The 23787-nt window shown below is 49.6% G+C and carries 20 protein-coding genes; 1 reads left to right on the top strand and 19 read right to left on the bottom strand.

Annotation, left to right across the window (positions count from 1 at the left end):
- Positions 1-442: 442 nt before the first annotated feature.
- The 17 genes from H164_RS0105430 to H164_RS0105345 all read right to left on the bottom strand — a co-directional run bounded on the left by H164_RS0105430 (position 443) and on the right by H164_RS0105345 (position 20391).
- Positions 443-1333, bottom strand: a complete 891-nt coding sequence (locus H164_RS0105430) for a helix-hairpin-helix domain-containing protein (protein ID WP_019967678.1) — start codon at positions 1331-1333, stop codon at positions 443-445.
- 54 nt (positions 1334-1387) lie between these two features.
- Entirely contained in the window at positions 1388-2746 is a 1359-nt protein-coding gene (locus H164_RS0105425; RefSeq protein WP_019967677.1) for a sodium-dependent transporter, read from the bottom strand.
- A gap of 152 nt (positions 2747-2898) precedes the next feature.
- Positions 2899-3255, bottom strand: a complete 357-nt coding sequence (locus tag H164_RS0105420; RefSeq protein WP_019967675.1) for an MmcQ/YjbR family DNA-binding protein — start codon at positions 3253-3255, stop codon at positions 2899-2901.
- Positions 3256-3259: 4 nt separating this feature from the next.
- Positions 3260-3763, bottom strand: a complete 504-nt coding sequence (locus tag H164_RS0105415) for a CYTH domain-containing protein (protein ID WP_019967674.1) — start codon at positions 3761-3763, stop codon at positions 3260-3262.
- Positions 3760-3909: a hypothetical protein gene (locus H164_RS15675; RefSeq protein ID WP_008564423.1), complete on the bottom strand. Its 150-nt coding sequence runs from the start codon at positions 3907-3909 to the stop codon at positions 3760-3762. Before H164_RS15675 ends, H164_RS0105415 begins: the two co-directional genes overlap by 4 nt.
- Before the next feature lie 44 nt (positions 3910-3953).
- On the bottom strand, positions 3954-5081 hold the full coding sequence (prfB, locus tag H164_RS0105405; RefSeq protein WP_008564422.1) for a peptide chain release factor 2: 1128 nt from the start codon (positions 5079-5081) through the stop codon (positions 3954-3956).
- Positions 5078-6889 (bottom strand): AMP-dependent synthetase/ligase, encoded by a 1812-nt coding sequence (locus tag H164_RS0105400; RefSeq protein ID WP_019967673.1) that lies wholly within the window; start codon positions 6887-6889, stop codon positions 5078-5080. Before H164_RS0105400 ends, prfB begins: the two co-directional genes overlap by 4 nt.
- Before the next feature lie 409 nt (positions 6890-7298).
- Positions 7299-10079, bottom strand: coding sequence for an outer membrane beta-barrel protein (locus H164_RS0105395; RefSeq protein ID WP_019967672.1), 2781 nt, complete (start codon positions 10077-10079; stop codon positions 7299-7301).
- A gap of 1284 nt (positions 10080-11363) precedes the next feature.
- Positions 11364-12218, bottom strand: coding sequence for a DUF3108 domain-containing protein (locus H164_RS0105390; protein ID WP_238315083.1), 855 nt, complete (start codon positions 12216-12218; stop codon positions 11364-11366).
- 30 nt (positions 12219-12248) lie between these two features.
- Positions 12249-14357: an Ig-like domain-containing domain gene (locus tag H164_RS0105385; protein ID WP_026356248.1), complete on the bottom strand. Its 2109-nt coding sequence runs from the start codon at positions 14355-14357 to the stop codon at positions 12249-12251.
- A gap of 31 nt (positions 14358-14388) precedes the next feature.
- Positions 14389-15927 carry a GH3 auxin-responsive promoter family protein gene (locus H164_RS0105380; protein ID WP_019967669.1) on the bottom strand — a complete coding sequence of 513 codons (1539 nt, stop codon included), beginning with the start codon at positions 15925-15927 and terminating at the stop codon, positions 14389-14391.
- 165 nt (positions 15928-16092) lie between these two features.
- Positions 16093-17160: a bifunctional methionine sulfoxide reductase B/A protein gene (locus H164_RS0105370; RefSeq protein ID WP_019967667.1), complete on the bottom strand. Its 1068-nt coding sequence runs from the start codon at positions 17158-17160 to the stop codon at positions 16093-16095.
- Between the two features lie 84 nt (positions 17161-17244).
- Positions 17245-17529 carry a helix-turn-helix domain-containing protein gene (locus H164_RS0105365; RefSeq protein WP_238315075.1) on the bottom strand — a complete coding sequence of 95 codons (285 nt, stop codon included), beginning with the start codon at positions 17527-17529 and terminating at the stop codon, positions 17245-17247.
- Positions 17530-17557: 28 nt separating this feature from the next.
- The gene (locus H164_RS0105360; RefSeq protein ID WP_248616183.1) at positions 17558-17881 is read right to left on the bottom strand and encodes a type II toxin-antitoxin system RelE/ParE family toxin; all 324 of its coding nucleotides are present in this window, start codon (positions 17879-17881) and stop codon (positions 17558-17560) included.
- 89 nt (positions 17882-17970) lie between these two features.
- On the bottom strand, positions 17971-18516 hold the full coding sequence (locus tag H164_RS0105355; protein ID WP_019967664.1) for an RNA methyltransferase: 546 nt from the start codon (positions 18514-18516) through the stop codon (positions 17971-17973).
- Positions 18513-18926, bottom strand: coding sequence for a SufE family protein (locus H164_RS0105350; protein WP_008564413.1), 414 nt, complete (start codon positions 18924-18926; stop codon positions 18513-18515). The genes H164_RS0105355 and H164_RS0105350 overlap by 4 nt, the downstream gene beginning before the upstream one ends.
- 211 nt (positions 18927-19137) lie before the next feature.
- The gene (locus H164_RS0105345; protein WP_019967663.1) at positions 19138-20391 is read right to left on the bottom strand and encodes a peptidase U32 family protein; all 1254 of its coding nucleotides are present in this window, start codon (positions 20389-20391) and stop codon (positions 19138-19140) included.
- 40 nt (positions 20392-20431) lie between these two features.
- On the opposite strand from H164_RS0105345, the gene H164_RS0105340 reads away from it, so the two are divergent.
- A complete protein-coding gene (locus H164_RS0105340) occupies positions 20432-21451 on the top strand; it encodes a C1 family peptidase (protein WP_019967662.1) in 1020 nt (339 codons plus the stop codon).
- A gap of 403 nt (positions 21452-21854) precedes the next feature.
- On the opposite strand, the gene H164_RS0105335 is transcribed toward H164_RS0105340, so the two are convergent.
- Complete coding sequence (locus H164_RS0105335) at positions 21855-22373, bottom strand: hypothetical protein (RefSeq protein ID WP_025829633.1); 519 nt, start codon at positions 22371-22373, stop codon at positions 21855-21857.
- A 78-nt stretch (positions 22374-22451) separates the two neighbouring features.
- Entirely contained in the window at positions 22452-23576 is a 1125-nt protein-coding gene (locus H164_RS0105330) for an AAA family ATPase (protein ID WP_019967660.1), read from the bottom strand.
- Positions 23577-23787: the final 211 nt, after the last annotated feature.

Raw genomic sequence — 23787 nt, 5'->3', positions numbered from 1 at the left:
GCGGGTTGGCAGTAAATATGTTGAAGTGAGGCCACTCGACAAAACGAGGGAGCGAACATGCCTCATGCCGTGAACAAACTCCACGGGGCCGGCGGTTAAAAAGCCTGCTTATTCGTCGGAAGGCATCAAGTATTACTATCATCGTCATGTTGTTTGTCCATTAAAAAAGCCTACCTGTTTACCCGTTATGATGTATCTGCCGGACCGAAATCAAACCATCGGCATTCTTCCATTCATCGTCTGCCATTCCATCTGTAAGCCATTGGGAAACAACCTGTTGGACACAGGCTTCCAATATGGCTCATTTTGCGGTGCAAAGTCAGCCATATTGCACGCTAACCGCAGCCATTTTACCGCGCAATATAGCTGACATTGCCAACCGGAACAGGCGCACTTGCGTCTCTCCCCTCCCTCGGGAGGGGCCGGGGGTGGGCTCTATCTCTCAAAAGGTGATGTAAGGACGAAGGCGTTCGAGGGCTTCCGGGGGAAAAGACTTGAGGAGCCGAAGGTCGTCAAGCCGCTTCAACGGACCGCGAAGTCGGCGATAATCCACGATATCGCGGGCCATATAGAAGTCGATATAAGGGTGATGTCGCAGTTGAGAAAGCGTGAGTTGGTTGACATTCAGCCTTGAAACAAGGGCGGCATTCACGCTGAAATAGTTCAGAGAAGTGGCCGGAAAGCCATCGATTTCCAGCAACTGTGCGGGATTGACGAAGCCACCCAAGCGGTCACGATAGCGCACAATCTGACGCGCATAATAGGGCCCTATGCCTGGAACATGCTGCAAAAGTGAGGTGTCGGCAGCGTTCAACTCGATGTGTTCTCCTGCTTTCAGCTTCGGTGTATAGTGTGCCACGAGGCTGTCATGGCGTGCTTTGCGCTCTTGCGCCTCGGGAAGAAGCGCGGCAGGTTGGTACGCTTTGCCGATACGGATATAGGGTTTCAGGGCAAGATACTGCTTTTGTGTGAGCCCATAAAGGCGGGCAAAGTCGCCCGGACAGCGATAAATGCCGCCCTTGCTGCGGTATTTGTAGATGTTGCGTACCTGCCATGGGCGCAGACCCAAGCTCAACAGGGCGGTACTGTCGGCCGTATTCGGGTCGAATGTGAACAGTTCGGGCATCCGTTCTTCCACCTTATAATATAATGGTTGGCCGGTTTTACCGTCCACTCTACCCTTCTGGGGTTGCGACCGATAGCCATTTTCCGTGGTGACCGTCTTGTCGTCGAAGAGGAAGAACGCTGTGATTGCAGCCACGGCCAGCGCAAGCAGGAAGAGAATGGCTTGGCGATCGGAGCGGTTGAAATAAAAGAATTCCTTGAGTTTCATGCCATCAGATGCGTTTCAAGGGGTATGGGACGTTTTCGCTCTTGCTCATGGCCATCATATCAAGTGGAATTGATGCAGCACGATAGCCAAAATGCACAGCGGACAGACGAAGCGCATGGCGAAGATAAACAGATGATAGCAGCTGAAACGCAGCGTTCCCCAGTTCGTCAGCTCGTCTTTGATGATTTGTTTCGGCACATACCAGCCCATGAAAAGGCACATCAACATGCCACAGATGGGCAACATCAGCTGTCCGGTCACGAAGTCGAAGAGTTCGAAAAGGTCCATTCCGAAGACCGACATGTGGGCTTTCTGTCCAATAGACACCGAACATACCGCTCCAATCAGGCAGCAGGCGACGGTCACAATCCATGCGCCTGTCTTGCGGGAGATGTGCAGTTCTTCATAAAAGAAAGCGGTGTTAACCTCGTGAAGGGATATCAAAGAGGTCAAAGCGGCCAGCGAAAGCAGTGCATAAAACATCAAAGCCACGAGCCAACCAATGACCGGGAAGCCCGAAAAGGCTTGATTGAAGACGTTAGGCAACGTGATGAAGATGAGCGAAGGACCGCTGTCGGGACTGATTCCGACTGAAAAAGCCGCGGGAAATATCATCAGTCCGGCCAGAACGGCCACCAACAAGTCGATCAATCCGATTTGAACGGCCGCCTTGCTGATGTTGGTCTGTCGGCTGAAATAGCTGGCATAGGTGCACAGGCAACCCATGGCGATGCTCAAAGAATAGAAACATTGGCCCAAAGCCCCAAGGAAAACGTCGCCCGTGAGCTTGGAAAAGTCGGGCTTCAGCAAGAAGTCCATGCCCTTGGATGCCCCGGGCAGCAGGCAGGCGGCAACCACAATGACGAGCAAAAGCACGAAAAGCGTGGGCATCATCAGCTTGGAAGCCTTCTCAATGCCATTGCGAACGCCATGCACAATCACGAAATGTGTGATGCCAAAGATAATGATTGTCCAGACCACGGGACGTATCGGATCGTTGGAAAAAGCCTCAAAATACGCCGTAATAAAGGCCGGATCGCCTTTCAATTCGCCCATCAAAGCGGCATAGATATAGTTGAGACACCAACCTGAAACGACTGCATAATAACCCGTAATCAGGAAACCTGTGAGCACTTCCAAGTAGCCGATCCACTTCCATCTCGTCCCTTTTGCGAGACGAGTGTAGGCTCTTGCCGTGTTAGAAGCACCGTGACGGCCGATGATAAACTCGCCAATCATGCAGGGAATTCCAAGCACAATGACGCACAATATATAGATAATAATGAACGCAGCTCCGCCATTTTCGCCCGTCATATAGGGGAAACGCCAAATGTTTCCAAGCCCTACAGCCGACCCGGCTGTGGCCAATATCACGCCAATCTTGCTCCCGAAGTTTACTCTTTCTTCTGACATTTCATCATGGTTTGATGGAATACTGACGACAAATTTATAAAAAATATTCCGCTTTTATGGTATAATAGAAAGAATATATTGCCTTTTTGTTGCTGTTTGTCATTGCAGGATAACGTTCAATCATATTATGTGAGATGGCAAACCGTGCTCCATCAGTCGGCCAACGACAGATTTTCGCGGGCTTTCTTGGGCAGTTTTCCAACGATGTTCACATAAGATTGGCGAATGAGTTGCCTGACTAACCCGTCGTCAAGCCGTTCAATGAAGAGGTCGCTCCAATGTTCTTTGTTCAAGTGATAGGCCGGCCGGATAGCGTCAAAGCGTTCTCTCAGCTCGCGAGCCGTGTCGGGTTGTATGTTGACGGCTATGCGTGGCTCAGGCGATTCGAGCCAAATCAGTACGAACCATTTGCCATGTATGCGGAAAGAAAGCCAGTCGCTGGCAAACAGGTCTTCGGTAACTTCGGGGTGAAGCGACAGGACATAGGTGCGGATTTCTTCTATATTCATAAGCCTATCGGTATGCTTCGGGCAGCGACTCGCGCCATAGTTTGAAAGGATAATGCAGCATGTGCGAGTTATAGAAGCGTTTGTCGCCCGTCACTTCCATGCCGATGAAGTCGGGTTTCTCGTAAGATTCTTCAGCGTTTTGCAGTTCCACCTCAGCCATAACGAGCCCCTCATTGTCGCCATGGAACTCATCCACCTCGAAGATATGGCTGCCGCACTTCACCAAATAGCGGTGTTTATCGATCACACCACCCTTACAAAGCATCATCAGATGGGCTGCTTCGTCGACAGAAATCTCCTTTTCGAACTCGTAACGTGACAGTCCGTTGTCGGTAGAACGGCTCTTGATGGTTAGAAAAGCCTTGTCACCTCGGAGCCGAATGCGCACAGTTGCGCCCTCAGCTGGAATGTAACCTTGCTTGATGTGCACACAGTTGAAAGCGGCATCTCTATAGTTTCCGCCTTTCTTGACAAGGAACTTACGTTCTATTTCCAGCCCGCTACTCATTGCATGGCAACCATAATAATCAGATAAAGGACGGCAAGAGCTATCAAACCAATGAATATCCAGTTGACGATATTCTTGCCTTCCGACTCTTGTTTCTTCTGATAGGCTTCGCGTTTTGCCTTTCTCAATGTTTTGTTATTACTCATTGTGTCAGTCTTTTAGATTATTATTTTTATTTGTTTCTCCATCTCTACGCTTCCTTTTCGGCGTCGGTTGCCGCGAATTCCATCAGATATGCCTTGATGAAACCATCTATTTTGCCATCCATTACGCCGTCAACATCAGACGTTTGATAGCCGGTTCTGTGGTCTTTTACACGCCGATCATCGAACACATAGCTGCGAATTTGGCTGCCCCACTCAATCTTTTTCTTCCCTGCTTCCACCTTTGCTTGCTCTGCTTGCTTCCTTTTTAGCGCCCTATCATAGAGCTGCGACTTCAACAGAAGCATGGCTTTTGCACGGTTCTTCGGCTGGTCTCGCGTCTCGGTATTCTCAATCAAGATCTCTTCATGCTCCCCTGTATCGGGGTCTTCATACTGATATCGCAGGCGAACTCCAGACTCTACCTTGTTCACATTCTGCCCTCCTGCACCGCCAGAGCGGAATGTATCCCAGCTCACCTTGGCCGGATCGACATACACTTCGATGGAATCATCGACCAAAGGTGTGACAAACACGCTCGCAAAACTGGTCATTCTCTTTCCCTGCGCATTGTAGGGCGAGACTCTCACCAAGCGATGAACGCCGTTCTCGCACTTGAGATAGCCGTAAGCGTCGCCGCCTTCGATGGTCATAGTGACGCTTTTAATGCCGGCTTCGTCGCCGTCTTGAATGTCAGTTATCTTCACTGTGTAGCCGTGGGCCTCGCTCCAACGCTGATACATGCGCATCAACATCTCGGCCCAATCCTGACTTTCGGTGCCACCCGCGCCCGAATTGATTTTCAATACCGCGTCCATAGCGTCCTCTTCTTGGCGCAACATGTTTCTCAACTCCAAGTCCTCGACGGCCTTGATGGCCTTGGCATAGTCGGCATCCACCTCTTCTTCGGTCACCATTTCGTCCTTATAGAAGTCGAAAGCCAGCTGAAGTTCGTCGGTCAACTCACGGCAATGGGCATACTCTTTCAGCCATTTCTCAATGCCTTTTACCTTTTTCATCTGCGCTTCGGCACGCTTGGGATCGTCCCAAAAGTCGGGAGCTTGCGTACGCAACTGCTCTTCTTCGAATTCTATTTTCTTTTGGTCGATGTTCAAATATCGCCGCAATGCGTCGGTACGTTCAACGATATCTTTCAACTGATCTGCTGTAATCATACTTCTTCGTACATTTTATCAATCTTCTCAGCATAGTTTTTATAGATTACAGGTCGCCGCAATTTGAGCGTATTCGTCAGTTCTCCGCTCTCCATCGAGAAGTGATGAGACAGCAAAGTGAAGCGTTTGATTTGCTCATATGAGGCCAGTTGCTGTTGCAAAGTCTCGATACGGTCTTGCATCATGGCGTGGATAGCCTCACTGTCGCACAGGTCTTCGCGACTCGAGAAAGGGATATTCCGCTCGCGAGCCCAGTCTTCAAGCAATCGAAACTCGGGCACAATGAGAGCCGAAACGAACTTTCTTTGGTCGGCAACCACGGCAACCTGATCGATATACTTATCCACAAGAAGCAGCGATTCCACCAGTTGTGGGGCCACATACTTGCCATTCGACGTTTTAAAAAGGTCTTTGATACGTTCTTTTAAGAAGAGTTCTCCGTTCTTGAGATAGCCGGCATCGCCCGTATGAAAGAAGCCATCGGCATCGAAAGCCTCTGCATTTATCTGGTCACGGTGATAATACCCGCGCGTAATCGTGGGGCCTTTAAGCAACACTTCGTCGTTATCTCCGATCTTGATTTCAAGTCCTTCGATGGGCCTTCCCACCGACCCAATCGTGTAAGGCTCGCCTTTATGGTCGCAAGAAACGGTAGCGAGGCTCTCCGTCAGACCGTAACCAACGATCATACAGATGCCGACTGAGTGGACAAACTCTTCCACTTCGGGCGACACATAAGCTCCCGCCGTGGGAAAGATGTTGGGATTTTCCAAGCCAATCTGCTTGCGCACAAGACTCAAAATGGTCTTGTTGACGAGCTGATATTCAAGTTCCAAGGCCAGCGGAACACGCTTTCCGCGACTCAAATATTCGATGTTTCGCTTCCTTCCTACGCTCAATGCATGCTGAAAAACCTTGCGTTGAACGGCATTGGCCTCGTCAATTCTCGACTTGACTGCAATATATACCTTCTCCCAAAAGCGCGGAACGGCACTCATACTCGTTGGATGCGTCTCGCGCATGCTTTGCTGTATCTCGTTCGGATAGGTGTTGATGATGAGCTGTGCGCCCTCCGTCAGTGACAGATATGCCCAACCTCGCTCGAAAATATGCGTCAACGGGAGGAAGCTAATCACGCGGTCTTGCTCGCCCACAGGCACACATTTGTCATTAGCTTCCATGGCTGCGTGATACTGTCCGTAGCTCAATATCACGCCTTTGCTGTCACCTGTCGTCCCACTTGTATAGAGAATGTTGCATATATCCTCGTCGTTAGCCTGTCCCCATAGCTGCTCCACCTCGCTTTGCCGGGGCAACTTCTCGCCCAAGGCAATGAAATCATCGAAATAAAGTGCGTGAGGGTCGTGCGTACTGATGCGCACACTGGGGTCGAAGATGATGATTCTTTCGAGCGAAGGGCACAGTGCAAAGATGCGATGGGCCTTGTTGTACTGCTCTTGTTCACCCACGAAAAGGAAGCGAACCTGCGCATCATTGACCATATATTGTATCTGTTGCTCGCTCGTTGTGGCATAAAAAGGAATCGAAACCACGCGAACACCGTAGGCTCCGAAGTCGGTATAGAGATACTGAATGCAGTTTTGTGCAAACACAGCAATGTTCTCTTGCGGCTTGACCCCAAGGTTCAAGAGGGCGTTGCTGACCTGTTTCACACGCAAGGAGAACTGATTCCACGATACTGTCTTCCACTCCAAGCTACCGAAACTGCGGAAGGTAAGCGCGTCACGCTCCCCGTATTTCTTGGCTTGCTCATGTATCAACACCGAAAGATGACATTTTGTTTGCATAGCAAGATACTCTTTTAATGATGCAAAGATAGCAGAATTGAGTGAAACCGCAAAGGAAAACAGTTTTTTATTCCGTTTCCCCTGCGACATCGTTAATAAGTTTTTGGTTGGCGGACAGGCGTGTCGACGACAGAACAAAGGCCTTTCAGATGTTCAAATGCGGCATATTCCTTGCCTGATATTGGTGCTTTCGATAAATCCTGTGGCGTAAATATTTCGCTGAGAGGGGGATGTCGTTTCGCTGAGAGGGGGATGTCACGAGCGTGAGACCCGGGTCTCGTGCTCGTGAGACCCGGGTCTCGCCAGCGCGAGAGGGGGATGTAATTGAAAAGAGAGCCCCCTCTGACGGGAAAAGGGATAACAGCTGCGTTGAAACGGGCGTGGAAATAAGCCGCTCCGGGGGCGCGTTTCACCTCTTCGGCTTGGGGTCTAATTGATAACCAAACGAGAGCGAGAGGTAATGATGATTGGTTTCATACCACTTTTCCGTGCGGCTATAGGCTTCGGAACGGCTCATGAAGTTGACTTCCCGGTTGAAAATGTCGGCCATTTCCAAGGCAATTGTGGCCTTGTTTTTCAGGAAACGATAAGTCGTCCTCACCGTCCAAAGCAGACGATGCCCGTCGAAACCGGCCACATTGCCTGCGCGATAGACATCAATCAGGTTGGATATCAAACGGAACTGCCCCGCTTTCACGGTCGTTTCCAAGCCATAGAAACTCCTTATCCAATAGGAATTGTTGGCCGAAGCCACCGGATAGCGATAGCGGTTATAATAGTATTCGACGTAAGGACGAATGATCCAGTGCTCGCTTTCATAGGTCACTTCCAACTTATCCGTGAACGAAAAGCGATGAATGGGGTTGAGTTGAAGCGGCCGACTGAAGTCTTTGGCGAGCAGATAGCCGTGACCTTTCGCCCACTCCACAGCCACGTTGTTGTGCACCCGCCAGTAAACGCCGAGGCCTTGGTCGTAATCCAAACCTGCTTTATAGCTGTTCCCACCCCGCACATTCATGGGTTTGGCACGATAAACGCCCGTGGCATCGTCATACGAAAAGGCCGTGGTCAGCGGATTGACCGTGTGCTTGTAGTCAACGGAGAACAGGAGATTGAGTTGCTTCCGTGGGAACATTCGATGGTATTTCAGGCCGAATGAATGGTCGTGCTGACGCTTCAAAGCGGCGTTACCGTAGCTGATATAGAGCGGATCGGTGGTGTCTTCGTAGGCCAAAGTGGACAATAATGCAGGCAAGGTCGTCGTGTAGTTCCAACTCAAATCAAGCCCTTCTTTACGCCCGTTCTTCCATAGCAGTTTCACTTCGGGGCTGAAAACGCTGCTCGTTCTGCGGGCCACGGTGTCGAGACGTCCGCGGTGATAGGTCGTCTTTTCGCTCGTTTCGGCCCACGAAAGCAGGGGTTTCAGCTTCAAACGCTCGGAGAGACTGACGGTGGTTCCAAGCTTCATCGTGTTGTTCCACGCGTGGGTACGCTCACGGAGCGAGTTGGTTTCGTCGACCGTCGTGGGCACGTCGCCCCGTAGTTTCGCGGCGTTGGTGTCGGCATAGAAGTCGATCCGATGGTGCAAATCATCATAACCGACGCTGTTAGAGAGGTCTACAAGAAGCTTTTCCCCAAGCCAATAGGAGAGCGAAGCCGTGAGATGCGACTTCCATTCGGTGTCGGGTTTACGGCCATATTGCCACAACTGCGTCTCATTTCCCTGTTGCCAAATGCTCCGGTTATAGTGTTCGCGGCTCAATGCATGGGCAAAATTAGTCGTAGCCTGCACGCCGTAGCTTCCTTTCCGGCCCATGAAGTGCGTCCAATGCAGGTCCAGCTGGACATCGCCCTGCTCTTTTATGGACGATTGATAGCTGCGGTCGCGCATCACAAGATGGCGGTAGAGGTCTGAACCGGGCCCTGCAGCAAAGCTTTCTTCAATGGGAAAGTCGCCGAAACGGTAGGGATTGGTGTCGAAGCGCGCCCGGAGCATCTCGCTGTGACGGTCGGTTTTGGTGTAACCTACGGCTGCCGAGTATTCAAATTGATTGATGGAATCGGTGTAAAAGAAGCCTTCCGAGAGCAGTTTCGGGGCCAGTTCGTGGCTGTCGTAACTGTTGCGGGAGAGCGAAAACGACCGCTCTTGCCCCGGAAGAAAGTAGTCGGTGCTCTCGAAATCGGTCCCCCAACCATCGCGATGTGCCATACTCGGCCCCACGTTCACATAGTTGTTCGTCTCCGCATCAGTGCCTTTCGTCTCCCAATTGTACTGATAATTGGCCGTGGCATACTGGTTCCGACCATAGTGATCGATGTCCCATGCCGTGTACCATTCGTGTCCCAGTTCGGTGGCTAAGTTCTCATTGTTCAGGTTTCCGAATAACATCACGGGGTTCTTGTCGCTCAATTGGAACGCACGGGCCTCGAGTTTATACTCCCGTTTGGTGCGGACATTGCCAATGGCATAGCCATACCACTTGTCAAGAAAGCCCGGCTTCACTTGTATATCGAGCACTTGTTCGGCGTTACCGTCATCATTTTGCGTGTGTTTGGCCAGCTCCGACTGCTTGTCATACAGCTTTATCTTCTCGGCAACCTCGGCAGGTAACTGGCCCACAAGGCTGCTTCCGCCGAAAAGATCCTTGCCGTTCATCATCAAACGAATGGGCTTTTCGTTCCAAAAAAGCTTGCCGTCGCGTTGCTCAACGCCCGGAAGTTTGCGGATAAGTACGTCGAGTCGGTCGCCATCTTTCAGCTTGAAGGCCTCCGGATGAAACACAACTGTGTCGCCAACCATCGTGATTCGCGGCATCTTTGCACTCACTTCGACCTTCTGAAGCATGATGGCTGTGGGGCGAAGAGCTATCGTTCCGATGTTCAAAGTGTCCTTGCTTTCCATGCCATATACGTATCCCACGCTGCGATGCAGCCGATAACCGATGAACGAAAACGTGAAGACAGTGCGCCCTTCGCGCCACATCTTGAGCTTGAAATGCCCGAGGCTGTCGGTCTCACCCATCATAATATTGCTCCAATCGTCGCTCTTTGTCTCGGCTTTGACGCTGACTCCGACCAGCGGCCGGCGTGTTTCGGCGTCCACAACAATGCCTTCCACCGTGTCGGCCTGCAAGGACAAGACCACGTGGAGGCTATAAACGAGCAGCAATATCCTAAGCCATCGTTTCATCTTTCAAAACCATTGATGCGTGTTTTCACTGTTTTCATTCGTTTAGGGTATCGGTTTCACGTCGTCATATCCATGAAAAACCTACACACAAATATACGTATTTCCGATAAAATCGATGTTATCTCTCTCCGAAATTAAAGAACATTAACTCGTCCCCCTTGCACATTTTCGGCGTAACGGTGGGGTGTGAATGTCGGAATTAAAGGGCGTTAACCCGGCAGATTGGCCTTCAGGCAATTTCAATCTCCGTCACTTTACCTCGCGATATGGTCGGGATTGCATGTAGGGACGCACGGCTCGTGCGTCCCTACATGCCTCTTGTCAACAGTTCATCTTATCATTTTGCTAATCATAAAGTTCAAAGGTCAAAGTTCAATATTCAAAGTCAAGGTCCCTACATGCATTCGAACGGTTTGTAATCTCAGTCATATTGCGCGGTAATCTCAGCCATTTTAGCGCGTAATATGGCTGACATTGCGCGGTAAAATGGCTGAGATTGGAACGCAGGATATAAGTTGTTGATTTCCAATGTCAAAGGCCTTGAATTTTATTCTCCTAACCGCAAGCGGTATATTGATGAAAATCGTAGAATATCCAAGCATGTTTTATAAATCAATAGGACTTATTTCCTTTTATATTATTCTCTGGTGTTTTTTATATACCGCTTGCGGTTAGGCGATAAAAGACCTTTCATCTCCATTTTACCTGATTTGAGCAAAATGGAAGATGCTTGCGGTTAGGCAATAAAAAGACTTTCATTGGGAGTTAGAAAACCTTTCATTGGAAGAAAACGCAACGCCCTTGGCGTTAGCTTCTTGCTCGTTGCTCGGTGACAGGGTTGACGTGCAACGTCAACCCTGCCCTATAAACAACGAAACCGCCATGCGGTTTACGATATGCGTATTGGGAACGTAGAGCACAAAGAGAGGATAAATAACAAAACTACAGTACGGTTTACTATAAACGTATTGAAAATGCAGAACATAAAGAGAGGATAAATAGTGAAACCGTAGTGCGGTTTGTTGGTTGCGTGCCCATATTTCCCCCGCACTTCACTCGCCTTCGCATGAAAAACGCTGTAAGCATGTAGGGACGCACGGCTCGTGCGTCCGCTCAAACAACCGAATGAGATAACAAGAGCAAGGCGTTCGTTCCGCCCCAACAACCGAATTAAAGAACGAAAACAAGGCTTTCTTCCCGTTCGATGCAGACAAACAAACGGGTAAACAAGTGGATGAAATCACGGGAAGGGAAAAATGGCGGAGCAATATGCCTTCCGGGGCATCAATTGCGCTGGCCTTTCATGTCGTAAAGGAATGCTTTGGCCGAGCCGAAACGCAGGAACATGTCGAGCCGAATGGGGATATGATTGTAGTCATCAGTCACATAAAAGTCGACAATACGCTTGTATTTCTTGTCTTCGAGCTCAAGATAAGCCAGCCGAAGACATTGGTATTTCGTGCCATTGTCGGCCTTTACGGTTGTTCTTCCATCGAAACGGATCTGCGCCGGCGTACGGTCATCGCCGTCAACAATAGGGAAATTGACCACGAAACCCTCTTTCCAGTTGGCAGGATTAAAGGAACGAGCCCGCATAAAGATGCTCATCATGTCGTAGACACAGTCGTTGTAGCTGTTCCTTGCCCACGAATGCGTGCCATCGTTGTGCATTCGGTGCTGACGCACATGACATTTGCCGCCACTGTAGCTATAGAACACTTCGTCGACGGTGTAACGCTTCCCTTCGCGGGCTCCTTTGCGGAAGTAAAGCGGTTCCATTTCGAGGCTATTGTAGCAAAGTAGTGTGTCACGCAGCACAAAGAAGTTATCAAGTCGGCCGTTTCCGCGTGTGGTAAGGCTGCAACGGTAGGCAGGCTTACCCTCATAGCGGCTCTGAACGGTGTACATGCCGGCCGTTCCCGCCTTTACCCACAGGAATTTCCAGTTATAATAGAGGTTATAGGACAGTTGTTCGCCCGATTTAAAGGCTGTGTTCCGGAACGTACAATCGCTTCCTTCGCCTGCTATGGCGGGCAAAACACTCCACAACAGCAGTGCCGCAAAACAGCAACACCTAAGCGCGAGGGTCTTATGATGGGCCATAGGACCATGCATTCCAAAGGATTTCATTACGTTCATCATAATATTTTAGGGGATTAAAATGGTCGTTCAAGGGGTGTAGGTGATGCCCAATTGTCGGGCACGCTCGGCATTCCGGCGCTGAATGGTCTTCTGTTTGTCGGCCTTCTGCTTGGTGATTTCGGTGGGTTTCTGCCTGTAAAGTGGCGTAGCCTTCGGGTTCCAGGTCTCCGTCATGTCCCATTTGGCCTTGCATTCAATCTTTCCCGGATAGTAAAAAACAGCCTCCGGTTGGCGGTCGGCAGCGTAGTCTCCCGTGTCCCAAAGGCCATTATGGTTGCTGTCTACAAAGAGGCGGAGGTAGTAAGTGTCAGGTTTCAGATAGAAAAACTCGGCCTGTCCGTTTGCAGTTTGAGCCTCTTTGACCACGTTGTCGTTGCGGTCGAGCAGCTGAACGACGCAAGACAGACTGTCCATACCATTGAGGGTGACGAGCAAGGTGCCGTATTCATCGTTGCTCTTCACCTTCAATCCCTGTTTGAACTTCTTGGTCACGGCCCCATAGATGTCCGTAAAAGCAGCGCTATCTGCCTCAAGACTATACTCCCGACCGGGCTTCCATTCGCCCAAAAGCTCGTAGTTCATGCCGTGTTCGAGCGTCTTGCTGCGCACAAGTCGGCCCTCGTCATCGCGTCGGGCAACGGGTTGAAAACGGTAACGTGCCCTATACCAGAGGGTATCTACCTTTGTATAGAGGTGTATCTTGGTTGTATCTGCGGCGGCAAGTGGCGTATTGAACTGTATCTGCACGTTCTTGTCGGGGTCGAAATCGGTTGAAGATTTGACGTTGATGGCCAGAGGTTCGCGTGGCATCTCCGTCTCAAAAGGGTCTCCTTTCTTCTTTGCTTTCTCCTGTTTCTTCTGCCATTTTTCGTAAGCGGCCTTCTGTTGTTTCATTCTTCGCTCGTAGGGCTGCTTTGAAAGCACCTCCATCGTGTCGGTATGCTGCACGAGTTGGCCCAAAGAATCGGTCATCAGGTAAGACAGTTCCATGCGCAACGTGTCTTGATTGACCAACGCCGTGTCGCGCAACCAATAGTTGATGCTGTCTTTTCTGACGTTCGGAATGACCACGAATGCATTGTTTTCATTGAAATTCAGGCCCTTTATGCGAGGCAATTCGGCGTTACCATAGCTGAATTTCACGGTGAAATGATTGGCTTCATTGCGAGTGACGCCTTGCAAATAGCGGTTGGTGAGCGTCTCGGTAAAGGCACAAAGCGTCACGTCATCGGGCAGGAAATGCTTGTAACCCACGCGCTTGATGTCGGCAATATGCAGAGAATCGGTCCACAAGGTGTCCTGTCTTGTATCGTCTTTCACCGATGTTGTGATGATATCATGGCTGAAACCGATGGTCTCACCCTTCTGACTAAAGCGATAATTCCCGTCCATATCCTTCAAAGCATACACGCGATAGCTGCCTTGTTTCACGCCTTTGATGACGAAATGTCCGCGACTGTCGGTCCTTCCGACACGCAACATGGGTTGCTTTTGGAATGCCGAATCGGCCGTGTTTGCATAAAGTCCCACGAGAATGCCCTTGACCGGTTCGAGGTTTTCGGCTGCAACAACGTAGCCAGACACCTCCATCGTGTCGATTACCGCACCCGTAGAGAAGCTGTAAGTGTAGTTGCCGAGCGGGTTACCTTCATTGTTGTCGCTGATGGCATCGCTGAAATCAATCGTATAAGTGGTGTTGGCTTTGAGCGAATCCAGCAGCTTTATTTCGATATTTTTGCCTGCAGCTTTGATCTCAGGTGCCTGTAATTGCGGTGGAGAAACAATGACATTCTCGCTCGCATTGTCTATTTTGATGAATTCATCGAAGTTGATTTTCACTTTCCGTGTGCCTACATTCACACCCTTGTCGGCCGGACTTGCTCCGATAACCCTTGGCGGTTTCTCGTCATACCAGCCTCCGTCGGGGTTGCCCATGCGGGCGCAAGAGGAGAAAACCATCAAAACAAATCCCAAAACCAAGGAGAAGCCTCCCCCAATCCCTCTCAAGTAGGGGAGAATAAACAGCGAACGGTTTACTCGGGCTGCGTTTTGGAGTTCCTTAACCCTTGCTATAGCAATAGAATTGAATAGCAAACGGTTTACTGACAGCGTTATTTTCTTTATGTATTTCCACATATCTCTCTTGTTTTCTTTCGTGAGATAAGTCTCAATCCGATAGGCGTTCGCCTCCTTTGGAGGGGCCGGGGGAGACCTCCATCACCTCTTCTATCACCTTCCGGCTGTTACTCAACCTCGGAATCTTATGCTGTCCGCCAAGCTTTCCCTTGGCTTTCAGCCAGTCGTTGAACTGCCCCGGCCGTGCTTTGATGACCTCGAGAGGCTGCAAGGTGATGTCATGGAAACGCTTGGCCTCGTAATCGCTGTTCACTTCCTGTAGTCTTTTATCAAGCAATGCTGCAAATCTTTCGATTGAATCCGGCTCCTTTGCGAACTCAATGAGCCATTGATGGCGACACTTGGCACGGCTATCCATGTAGACAGGTGCAGCCGTATAGTCGCTGATTTCGGCCCCTGTTGCGTGGCAAGCATAGGCTAATCCCTGCTCTGCATTGTCCATGATGAGTTCCTCGCCAAAGGCATTGATGAAGTATTTCGTGCGCCCTGTGATGACAAACTTATAGGGATTCGTACTCGTGAAGCGCACGGTATCGCCAATAACATAGCGCCACAGGCCGCAACTTGTCGTGATGACCATCGCATAGTTGACGCCTTTCTGTACGCCTTCCAGTGGAACGACCGTCGGATGCTCGCTATCGAACGTGTCCATGGGAATGAATTCATAGAACACATCATAGTCCGACATGAGCAAAAGGCTCTTGTCTTGTGGGTCGCTTTGAATGCCGAAGAACCCTTCACTGGCGTTATATGTCTCCATATAATGCATCTTCGGGCTCGTAATCAGCTGTTCGTATTGCGACCGATAAGGCGTAAAAGCGATGCCTCCATGGAAGAAAACTTCGAGGTTGGGCCACACTTCTTCAAGGTGTTTCTTGCCAGATAGCTCCATGATACGCACCAAAACGCTCAGCATCCAACTGGGGACTCCCGAGATATTCGTAACGTTTTTGTGAAGACATTCGCGTGCGATACGGTCGCGTTTCAGTTCGAAATCGCTCAAGAGGGCAGTCTTTTTCTTCGGCACTCTAACGAGATTTGCCAACGGATTTATATGTTCTATGAGTATCGAACTCAAGTCTCCAACGAGCGAATCTGCCACATTATAGTTCGGAGAATGGCTACCCCCAAGGATTAAACTTCGCCCATCAAAGAGGCGACTTTCAGGGGTATTGCGCAGGTAAAGCGCCACAACATCCATGCCTCCTGCATAGTGTATGTGGTCCAATCCAGCCTTTGTAATGGGGATAAACTTGCTTTTATCGTTGGTTGTTCCTGAAGATTTGGCAAACCATCTCACGCGTCCCGGCCACAACACGTTGGCTTCTCCGTGGCGCATGCGGTCGATGTCGCCTTTAAGTTCCTCGTAAGTGTTCAGGGGAATGCGGCGTGCAAAATCATCATAATTGCCGGTTTGCATGCCGAACCTGCGTCCGTATTCGGTCTGCCTGCCATGTTCAACGAGTCGTTTCAGCACCTTTTGCTGCATACTCACGCCCTCATTGGCATAGCGTTCCAAATCCTTTTGTCGCGGAAGGAAGAGCTTTCCTACGATATTTGTCAAACTCATGCTTCGTAATTCGATTTATCCTGCAAAAGTAGTTCAATCTTTTGGAATGGCATAAGGATTTGTTCTTTTTTATCTTCTTTTAGGGCTTTCCTCCTCACATATAGGAAATGAAGCGGAATAAAGCAAAGAACAGGCCTCTTCCGGTTGCCATCTCGGCCCTGCTTTTTATTTTTTCATCTTTGCTTTACGGGCTTCTTCGAACAATTTTTGAGGAAGGTGGCAATAGCCACTGGGGTGTTTATCGAGATAATCCTGATGATATTCCTCGGCCGTATAGAAGTTCTTGAGCGGCTTTACCTCTACTCTTATCGGACTACCGAACTTCTTTTGCTGCTCAATAAACACTTTATTGATGGTCGGGAGGTCGTTTTTATCGACGTAATAGATGCCTGTTCGGTATTGTGTTCCGCGGTCGTTGCCTTGCTTGTTCAATGATGTTGGATCGATAGCTTTGAAATAAAGGTCGAGAAGAAAAGCCAAACTGATGACCTTAGGGTCGTATTTCACATGGACAGTTTCAGCGAACCCCGTTCCATCTGTGCATACTTCTTCGTATGAAGGACGCTCGGTATGACCGTTGGCATAGCCCACTTCGGTTTCCTTAATGCCCTCAACTTGCTTGAAATAGTGCTCTGCTCCCCAGAAACAACCACCAGCAAGATAGATTTCCTTCAGCGGGTGAAGCATCTTCAAGTAGGCACCATAGCCCGCTTTCTGCATCTGTTCCTCGGGCACGAAGCGCAGGGAAGCACTGTTGATGCAATAGCGTTGGCCGCCTTTCTCACGCGGTCCGTCGTTGAAGACGTGTCCCAAATGCGCATTACCAAGCTTGCTTCGTACTTCAGTACGCGTCATGCCATGCGTCCGATCGACGTGCATCGTAAGCAGGTTCTCATCAATCGGCCGCGAAAAAGCAGGCCAACCGCAACCCGAATCATATTTATCGGTAGAGATGAAGAGGGGCTGTCCTGTGGTGATGTCCACGTAAATGCCCGGTCGGAACTCGTGATCGTAGGCATTGGTAAAGGGCCGTTCGGTGGCAGCATGCTGCGTCACGTCATATTGTTCTTGCGTAAGCATCGTGCGAAGCCGCGCATCATCGGGCCTCACATAGCGGTTGGTGTCGTTGATTTCCATAGACTTTGCTTTGTTTTTCGTTTCAGTTTGTCCGTTACCATGGCAGGCAAAGAGGAGCAAAGAGAACATTAAAAAGAGCTGATAAACAAACTTCATGATATTTTTGACCTGAAAATTATGTTTGTTTGTAGGCTATTCATTCATAAAAGAATTTGCTTGGAATAGGCAACAAATAGCAAACTAAAGTACATTAAATGTAATACGACGACCTAATCCCGCAAAGATACGGAACAAAGTTGAAAGCTGTATGTCGGTATGTCCGTTCTCAATGCGTGAGATATAACTCTTCTTTGTTCCTATACGATGGGCCAATTCCTCTTGTGTAAGACCAGCCTTGCGTCGTTCTTCCTTGAGTTGTTCGGCAAGACAAAAGGCTTGTGCCTTACTTTCAAACAGGTCTCTGTCTGGTGTTCCCTTACATCCATACTCCTCGTTCAATAGCTCATCAAACGAAATACAGTTCATTATTTTTTCCTTTTTTCCCTTTTCCATCTTATAACTCCTCTTTGTCTCTGAAATATTCTCTCCTTAGTCGCTCGGCCATCTTTATTTCTTTAGACGGCGTTTTCTGTGATTTCTTTTGAAAACCTTGGAATAAAACCACAACAGAATCCACGTCCATACAACAGAACACCCTGTATATATTCCCGCCATATTCAGCACGTATCTCATAAAGACCATCTGAACCTTCTATGTTACGAAAGAACTTTGAAGGGATAATCTTCAAGGTTTCAACCATATACAAGGAATAGTTAATCTTATCACGCACTGCTTTTGGCTGGCTAATATAAAATTCTTTGAAGTATGTTTTATACAACTTGATGCTTCGTATCTTATCCAAGGCGATGGCAATTAGACTTCAAAGATAACCAATTAAGTAACAACTGCCAAATATTTCCTTATATTTTATCTCCCTATCAGCATCTTTCGCGCGAATTCCCACATGACAATGCCGGCCGTGGTGCTCACGTTGAGGCTGTGTTTTGTGCCGAACTGCGGGATTTCAAGGCAGCCGTCGCTCATGTCAACCACCTCTTGTTTGACGCCTTTCACCTCATTTCCCAAGATAACGGCATAGCCCTTGGCACCCAACTTCGGGTCAATCGTGAGGTCTTGCAACATCATACTACCCTCCACTTGCTCTACACTATAGACAAAATAACCGTCGGCTTTCAAAGCAACGACAGCCTCTTCGGTGCGCAGGAAATATCGCCATGCAACGCTATCCTCGCCTCCTAACGCCGTTTTATGTATCTCTGCGTTCGGCGGAGTGGCTGTAATTCCACAGAGATATAGGCCTTCTATGCGGAAAGCATCACCCGAACGGAACACGCTTCCCACGTTATACAGGCTGCGAACATCGTCCAGAACGACCACCAACGGCAGCTTTTTTGCTTGCTTGAACTCGGCCGGTGAGAGCCTGTTCATCTCTATCGTGCGCAGCTTTCTCATTGGTTATACACCAAAGCATAGGCCTTGATGCGCTTCACCATGGCCAATAGTCCGTTGCTACGCGTGGGACTGAGGTGTTCGCGCAGCCCGATTCGGTCGATAAAATACAGGTCGGCATCGAGGATTTCCTGTGCCGTATGCCCACTGAGCACCTGTATCAGCAGGGCAATGATGCCTTTCACGATGAGTGCATCGCTGTCGGCCGTGAAGCAAAGCAGCCCATCTTTCATGTCGCACTGTATCCAAACACGACTCTGGCAGCCGTCTATGAGGTTGCTGTCGTTCTTATATTGCTCGTCGAGCGGTTGCAGTTCGTTGCCCAAATCAATGAGCATCTGATACTTGTCCATCCAATCTGTGAACTCGTCGAACTGTTCTATTACTTCATCTTGTGCTTCGTTGATCGTCATAAAAATTAAATTGAAAGCCAAACCTCGGCAGCCTCTCTCCCAACCCCTCCCCGAAGAGGGAGGAGAGTGATATGCCTTGAAAGGAGAAAACCGTTCTTTTATTATTTAATTTAATCGTTTTAATATCTCTATTTACAACTTACCGCGAACGTAAGTCATTCTACTCCCCTCCCTCTTCGGGGAGGGGTCGGGGGAGAGGCTGTTGGGGGTGTCATGCTTGCGTGGTTTGTTTTATTTTAAAAATCTTGTCATTCGGCCTCACTTTCCCCGCTACTGGAATCGAAACCCTTGTGCCTTGCTCCGCTTTCTCAACGGGTTGAAGGTCGAAACGGATTTCATCGGCCGTGAGATACATCACGCCCGTGGTCGGCCCCGTGATAAGTAACTTCTCTCCTTTATTAAAATGGGTGGCTTCAACGGCCACTTCGGCCACATTGAGCTTTGAAAAATACTTCACAATCTTGCCAACGAGCACTTTCTTTTCAGGGGCCACGCTACCGTAATGCTTGTTCCATTCGCCCAGTTTCTGCCCTTGATAGTAGCCATCCCAAAAGCCACGGTTGAAAACGGTGGCCAAACGAGCGTCCCATTCGTCCTTTTTCGCCTCGGTGAACGAGCCATTGAGCACCGCTTCGATGGCCTCTTTGTAGCATCGAACAACGGTATATACATATTCCGGTCCACGCGCACGGCCCTCAATCTTGAACACCCTGACGCCCGCTTCCATCATCTTGTCGATGAAACGCACGGTCTTCAAATCCTTCGGACTCATGATATATTTGTTGTCCACCTCTAATTGGTTGCCCGTTTCGGTGTCGGTCACAGTGTAAGAGCGGCGACATATCTGCACACATTCGCCGCGGTTGGCCGACCGATTGGCGTCGGCAAGACTCAAATAGCACTTCCCGCTCACGGCCATACACAGTGCTCCGTGGCAGAACATCTCAATACGAACAGGCTTTCCCATGGGACCGCAGATATGTTGTCGCTCGATTTGCTCGTGAATTTCCTTCACTTGATCCATGTTCAGCTCGCGGGCAAGCACGCTCACATCGGCAAATCGGCTGTAGAACTTCAGGGCTTCAACGTTCGAAATGTTGAGTTGTGTGGAGAGGTGCACCTCTTCTCCCACCTCGTTGCAGTAGACCATCACGGCAACATCGCTGGCAATGACGGCCGTGATGCCTGCTTCTTTGGCCGCATCGATGATTTCGCGCATCGCGGCCATGTCGTTGTCATAGATAACGGTGTTCACCGTCAGGTAAGTCTTGATATTTTGCGCGCTGCAAGTGGCGGCTATCTCGCGCAAATCGGCGATGGTGAAGTGGTTGGCCGAGTGCGAACGCATGTTCAACCGGCCTATTCCGAAGTAAACGGAGTCGGCTCCGGCCTGAATGGCTGCCATAAGGCTCTCCCGGGAGCCCACCGGAGCCATCACTTCATAATCGGATAAATTCCCTTTCATGGCTGCAAAATTAATCAATTTCTTTGTAACTTTGCGGGATATGAAGAAAATTCTTGTCCTCTCGATAGGCGCCTGCCTGCTCGTTTCGGCCTGTTCGCGACCCCGGAAGGCCGAAGCGGGCCACTTGGAAAGCGCAACCGGCAACCCGTTCACGACGGACTTGCTGCTCAAAACCACGCCCGTGAAGCAGCAAGACCGCAGTCCGCTCTGCTGGGCCTACGCCATGTTGGCCACCATCGAGACCAATCATCTGATGCAAGGTGACTCGGTCAACCTGAGCATCGACTACATGGCACGCTGCTTGCTCACCGAGAGTGTGCGCCGTTATTACCTGTCGCGCGGCACAAGCCCCATCAACCTGCGTGGCATGGGCACCCGTCTGCTCGCCTTGCTGGAGATTTATGGCGCCTGCCCCTACGACTCCTATCATGCCGAATCAGCCAACTACAACGTCATTGTCCGCCGATTGGAGCAGGCCGCACGCGCATCTCGTTCACTTACGGCCCTCGATCAAAGGGCCAATGCCATTCTCGATGCTGCCATAGGTTACCTTCCCGGCAAGCAAGTTCACATGCTTGGGGCCGACTATACGCCCCGGGAATTCGCACATAGTGTGTGCCGTAGCGGTGAATATCAGGCCATAACGAGTTTCACCCACCATGCTTTTGGCACCCAATTCGTGCTCGAAGTGCCCGACAATCTCAATGCCGACCGCGTGCTCAACCTGCCACTCGACACGCTGATGCAGTTCATTGTGGATCGCTTGCGCAGCGGAAGAGCCGTCTATTGGGAGGGCGATATCACCTCGCCCGGCTTCGATTTCGCTGCCGGAACGGCCGAAGTAGGGCATCCTGTCACGCAACAACAACGCCAACAAGCCTTCGAAAGCCTGCAAACTACCGACGACCACGCCCTTGAACTCGTGGGATTGGCCCACGACAAGCAGGGCCGACGCTATTTTATCGCGAAGAACGCATGGGGAACGGCCAACCGTTTCGGTGGTTTCCTCTACCTTAGCGAAGATTATCTGCGCCTGAACACTGTGATGGTAGTGGGTTGATTGTCCAATCTCGCCCATTTCACCGCGTAATCTCAGCCCTATTAGACGCTAATCTCACCTATTTTGCACGCTAAAATGAGTGAGATTGAAATGCAGGCTGCAAGCCGTTGATTTTCAGTTGAATGCATGTAGGGACGTACGGCTCGTACGTCCACTCATGTTATAGTTGACAGTTGACGAATATACGGGTGAACAAGTTGATTGTTGCGTGGCATGTAGGGACGCACGGCTCGTGCGTCCACCCCGACACTCCTGCATACTTGCTTGCAATTCAGCTTGAGCGGACGCACGGACCGTGCGTCCCTACATACCCATCATGGCAAAATTGGTGCGCAAAATGGGGAAAATCAGTTGGCAAGATTGTTGAAGAGACGGACCGGCCAAGGCCGTTGTTCTTGCAGTCTCATGGTTGAAAGCTCTTGTTCAGCCGATGTGTGAATTCAAGGAAGGCCGGAGAAAATTTGATTTGCACTGACGTAGAATAGACAATGCCATCTTTTTCCTCGCCGGTTTCGTAATAATAAACCTTTTCCTTCCCTTTCTTAAACACATGAACGGAGAGAATGGGCCAGTCAGTACTACCATATTTGTAGGGTTTTGTCCACAAAGTATCTGGCTTTGAGCATTCAACAAAGAGCTGACGCGCCAATCGTTGAATGACCGGAATATCGTTAGGAGCAACCTTTCTGACAGGTTCAAAGAGATGAGGGCAATCGTTCCCAAGGGTATCATGAAAGAAAACGCCATGCAATATCGTGAGCGTGTCGCTGTGATCAATGACATATCGTGTTGTTCCTCCCATTCCACAGTATTCCACATGAATAGAATCGGCCTTCCCTATTCCCTCACTTTGCTGAATTGAACCACAACTACTGACAAAGAACAACCCTATCATTGCCAGACTATAAAACATTTTTTTCATACGCGTTACAGTCATTTAAAACTACGATTTGCAGACGATTTACTCCCCTCTCCTTGGAAAGGGGCTGGGGTGAGGCTTCTATAACCGCGCAAGCCACAGGCCGAAGAACCTGTCATAGACCATAAAACCTTCGGGTTTGCGGTAGATGAACTGCCGATCGATGAGTGCATTCAGGGCCGTGCGCACCGAACTCGTGGCCTTCAACCCATATTTGGCAATGAATTCGTGGGCAAGTGGGGCCGCAACAATATCCTCCTTGGCCACAGCAGCAATGAGTTTGGCTTGTATTTCGGTCAGCGAAGCATAGTAATTTTCGTAGACTGACTCTTGTTCGTTGACGAGTTCATAGATGATTTTATCGATGAAATCGGCCGAAATCGCCGTTTCTTGGTATTGATAAGCCCGGTTCAAGATGGCTTGGACATACCATGTGATGCCGTCTACCTTATGATATAGGTAATCAAAATCGGCTTTGCTGACGGTCCGTTTCTGTGCTTTTAGAAAGCGATTGGCAAAGGAAAGGTATTTCTCGGCAGGCACATTACGGAGCAACATGATTTGCGAACTCTGGAAAAACGGGCGGTTGGCCGAGGTGAACATCTCTTCCATGAGGTGCTGCATGCTGCCCGCAAAGATGAAATAAACATTGGGTAGGAACTGAATATACGAGCGCAAGGTGGCCTCGATGCCTTGATGATTGTAGGAAAGTATCTGTTGAAACTCGTCAATGGCCACGTAACAGCGGTGGTTCGACTGCTGCATATAGTCGAAAATACGCTTCAGGGTCTGCGCTTCTTCATTGGGTCGGATATCAAGAGACACCGTGGGAAGCCCGGTAAGTTGGTCGAAACTCACCGTGGGGCGCAGGCTTCCGAAGAACGCTTGCAGTCTTTTGAGCGCCGATTGCGACGTAGTGTCGAGCCTTCCGAGAATGTTTCGCGCCATGAGTTGCACCATCTGTTCGAGGTTTTTCGTAGCGAAAATGTCGATATAAAAGCATTTTGCGTGCTTGTCTTGCCGCTCTATCTGATCGAAAACATGCTTGATGAGGCCCGTCTTCCCCACGCGTCGCGGTGCAATCAGGGTCACATTGCGCTCGTTCTGCAGTGCTTCGATAAGCTGACGGCTCTCGTTCTCGCGGTCACAAAAGTAGCGGCTACCTTTGTATCCATAGGTGATAAAGGGGTTATTGATGGTCTTCATTTCAGTGATATTGCGGATTTTACGTTGCGCAAGTTACGCAATTAGATTGAAAAATGCAAGGAAAAGCCTCACCCCCACCCCTCTCCGAAGAGCGAGGGGAGTGATATGTTTTCCTCTTATATCCACTACTGTGAGTCATTTACATGTGTATTATCATTTATATACAGATATATTATATTCTATGACCCATAAAATTATCGCCCTACATATG

Origin of the sequence: Segatella maculosa DSM 19339 = JCM 15638 (assembly GCF_000382385.1) — a bacterium.
GTDB classification, from domain to species: domain Bacteria; phylum Bacteroidota; class Bacteroidia; order Bacteroidales; family Bacteroidaceae; genus Prevotella; species Prevotella maculosa.
The sequence above is the reverse complement of the archived record's forward strand: the minus strand, read 5'-3'. Positions and strand labels throughout refer to the sequence as shown.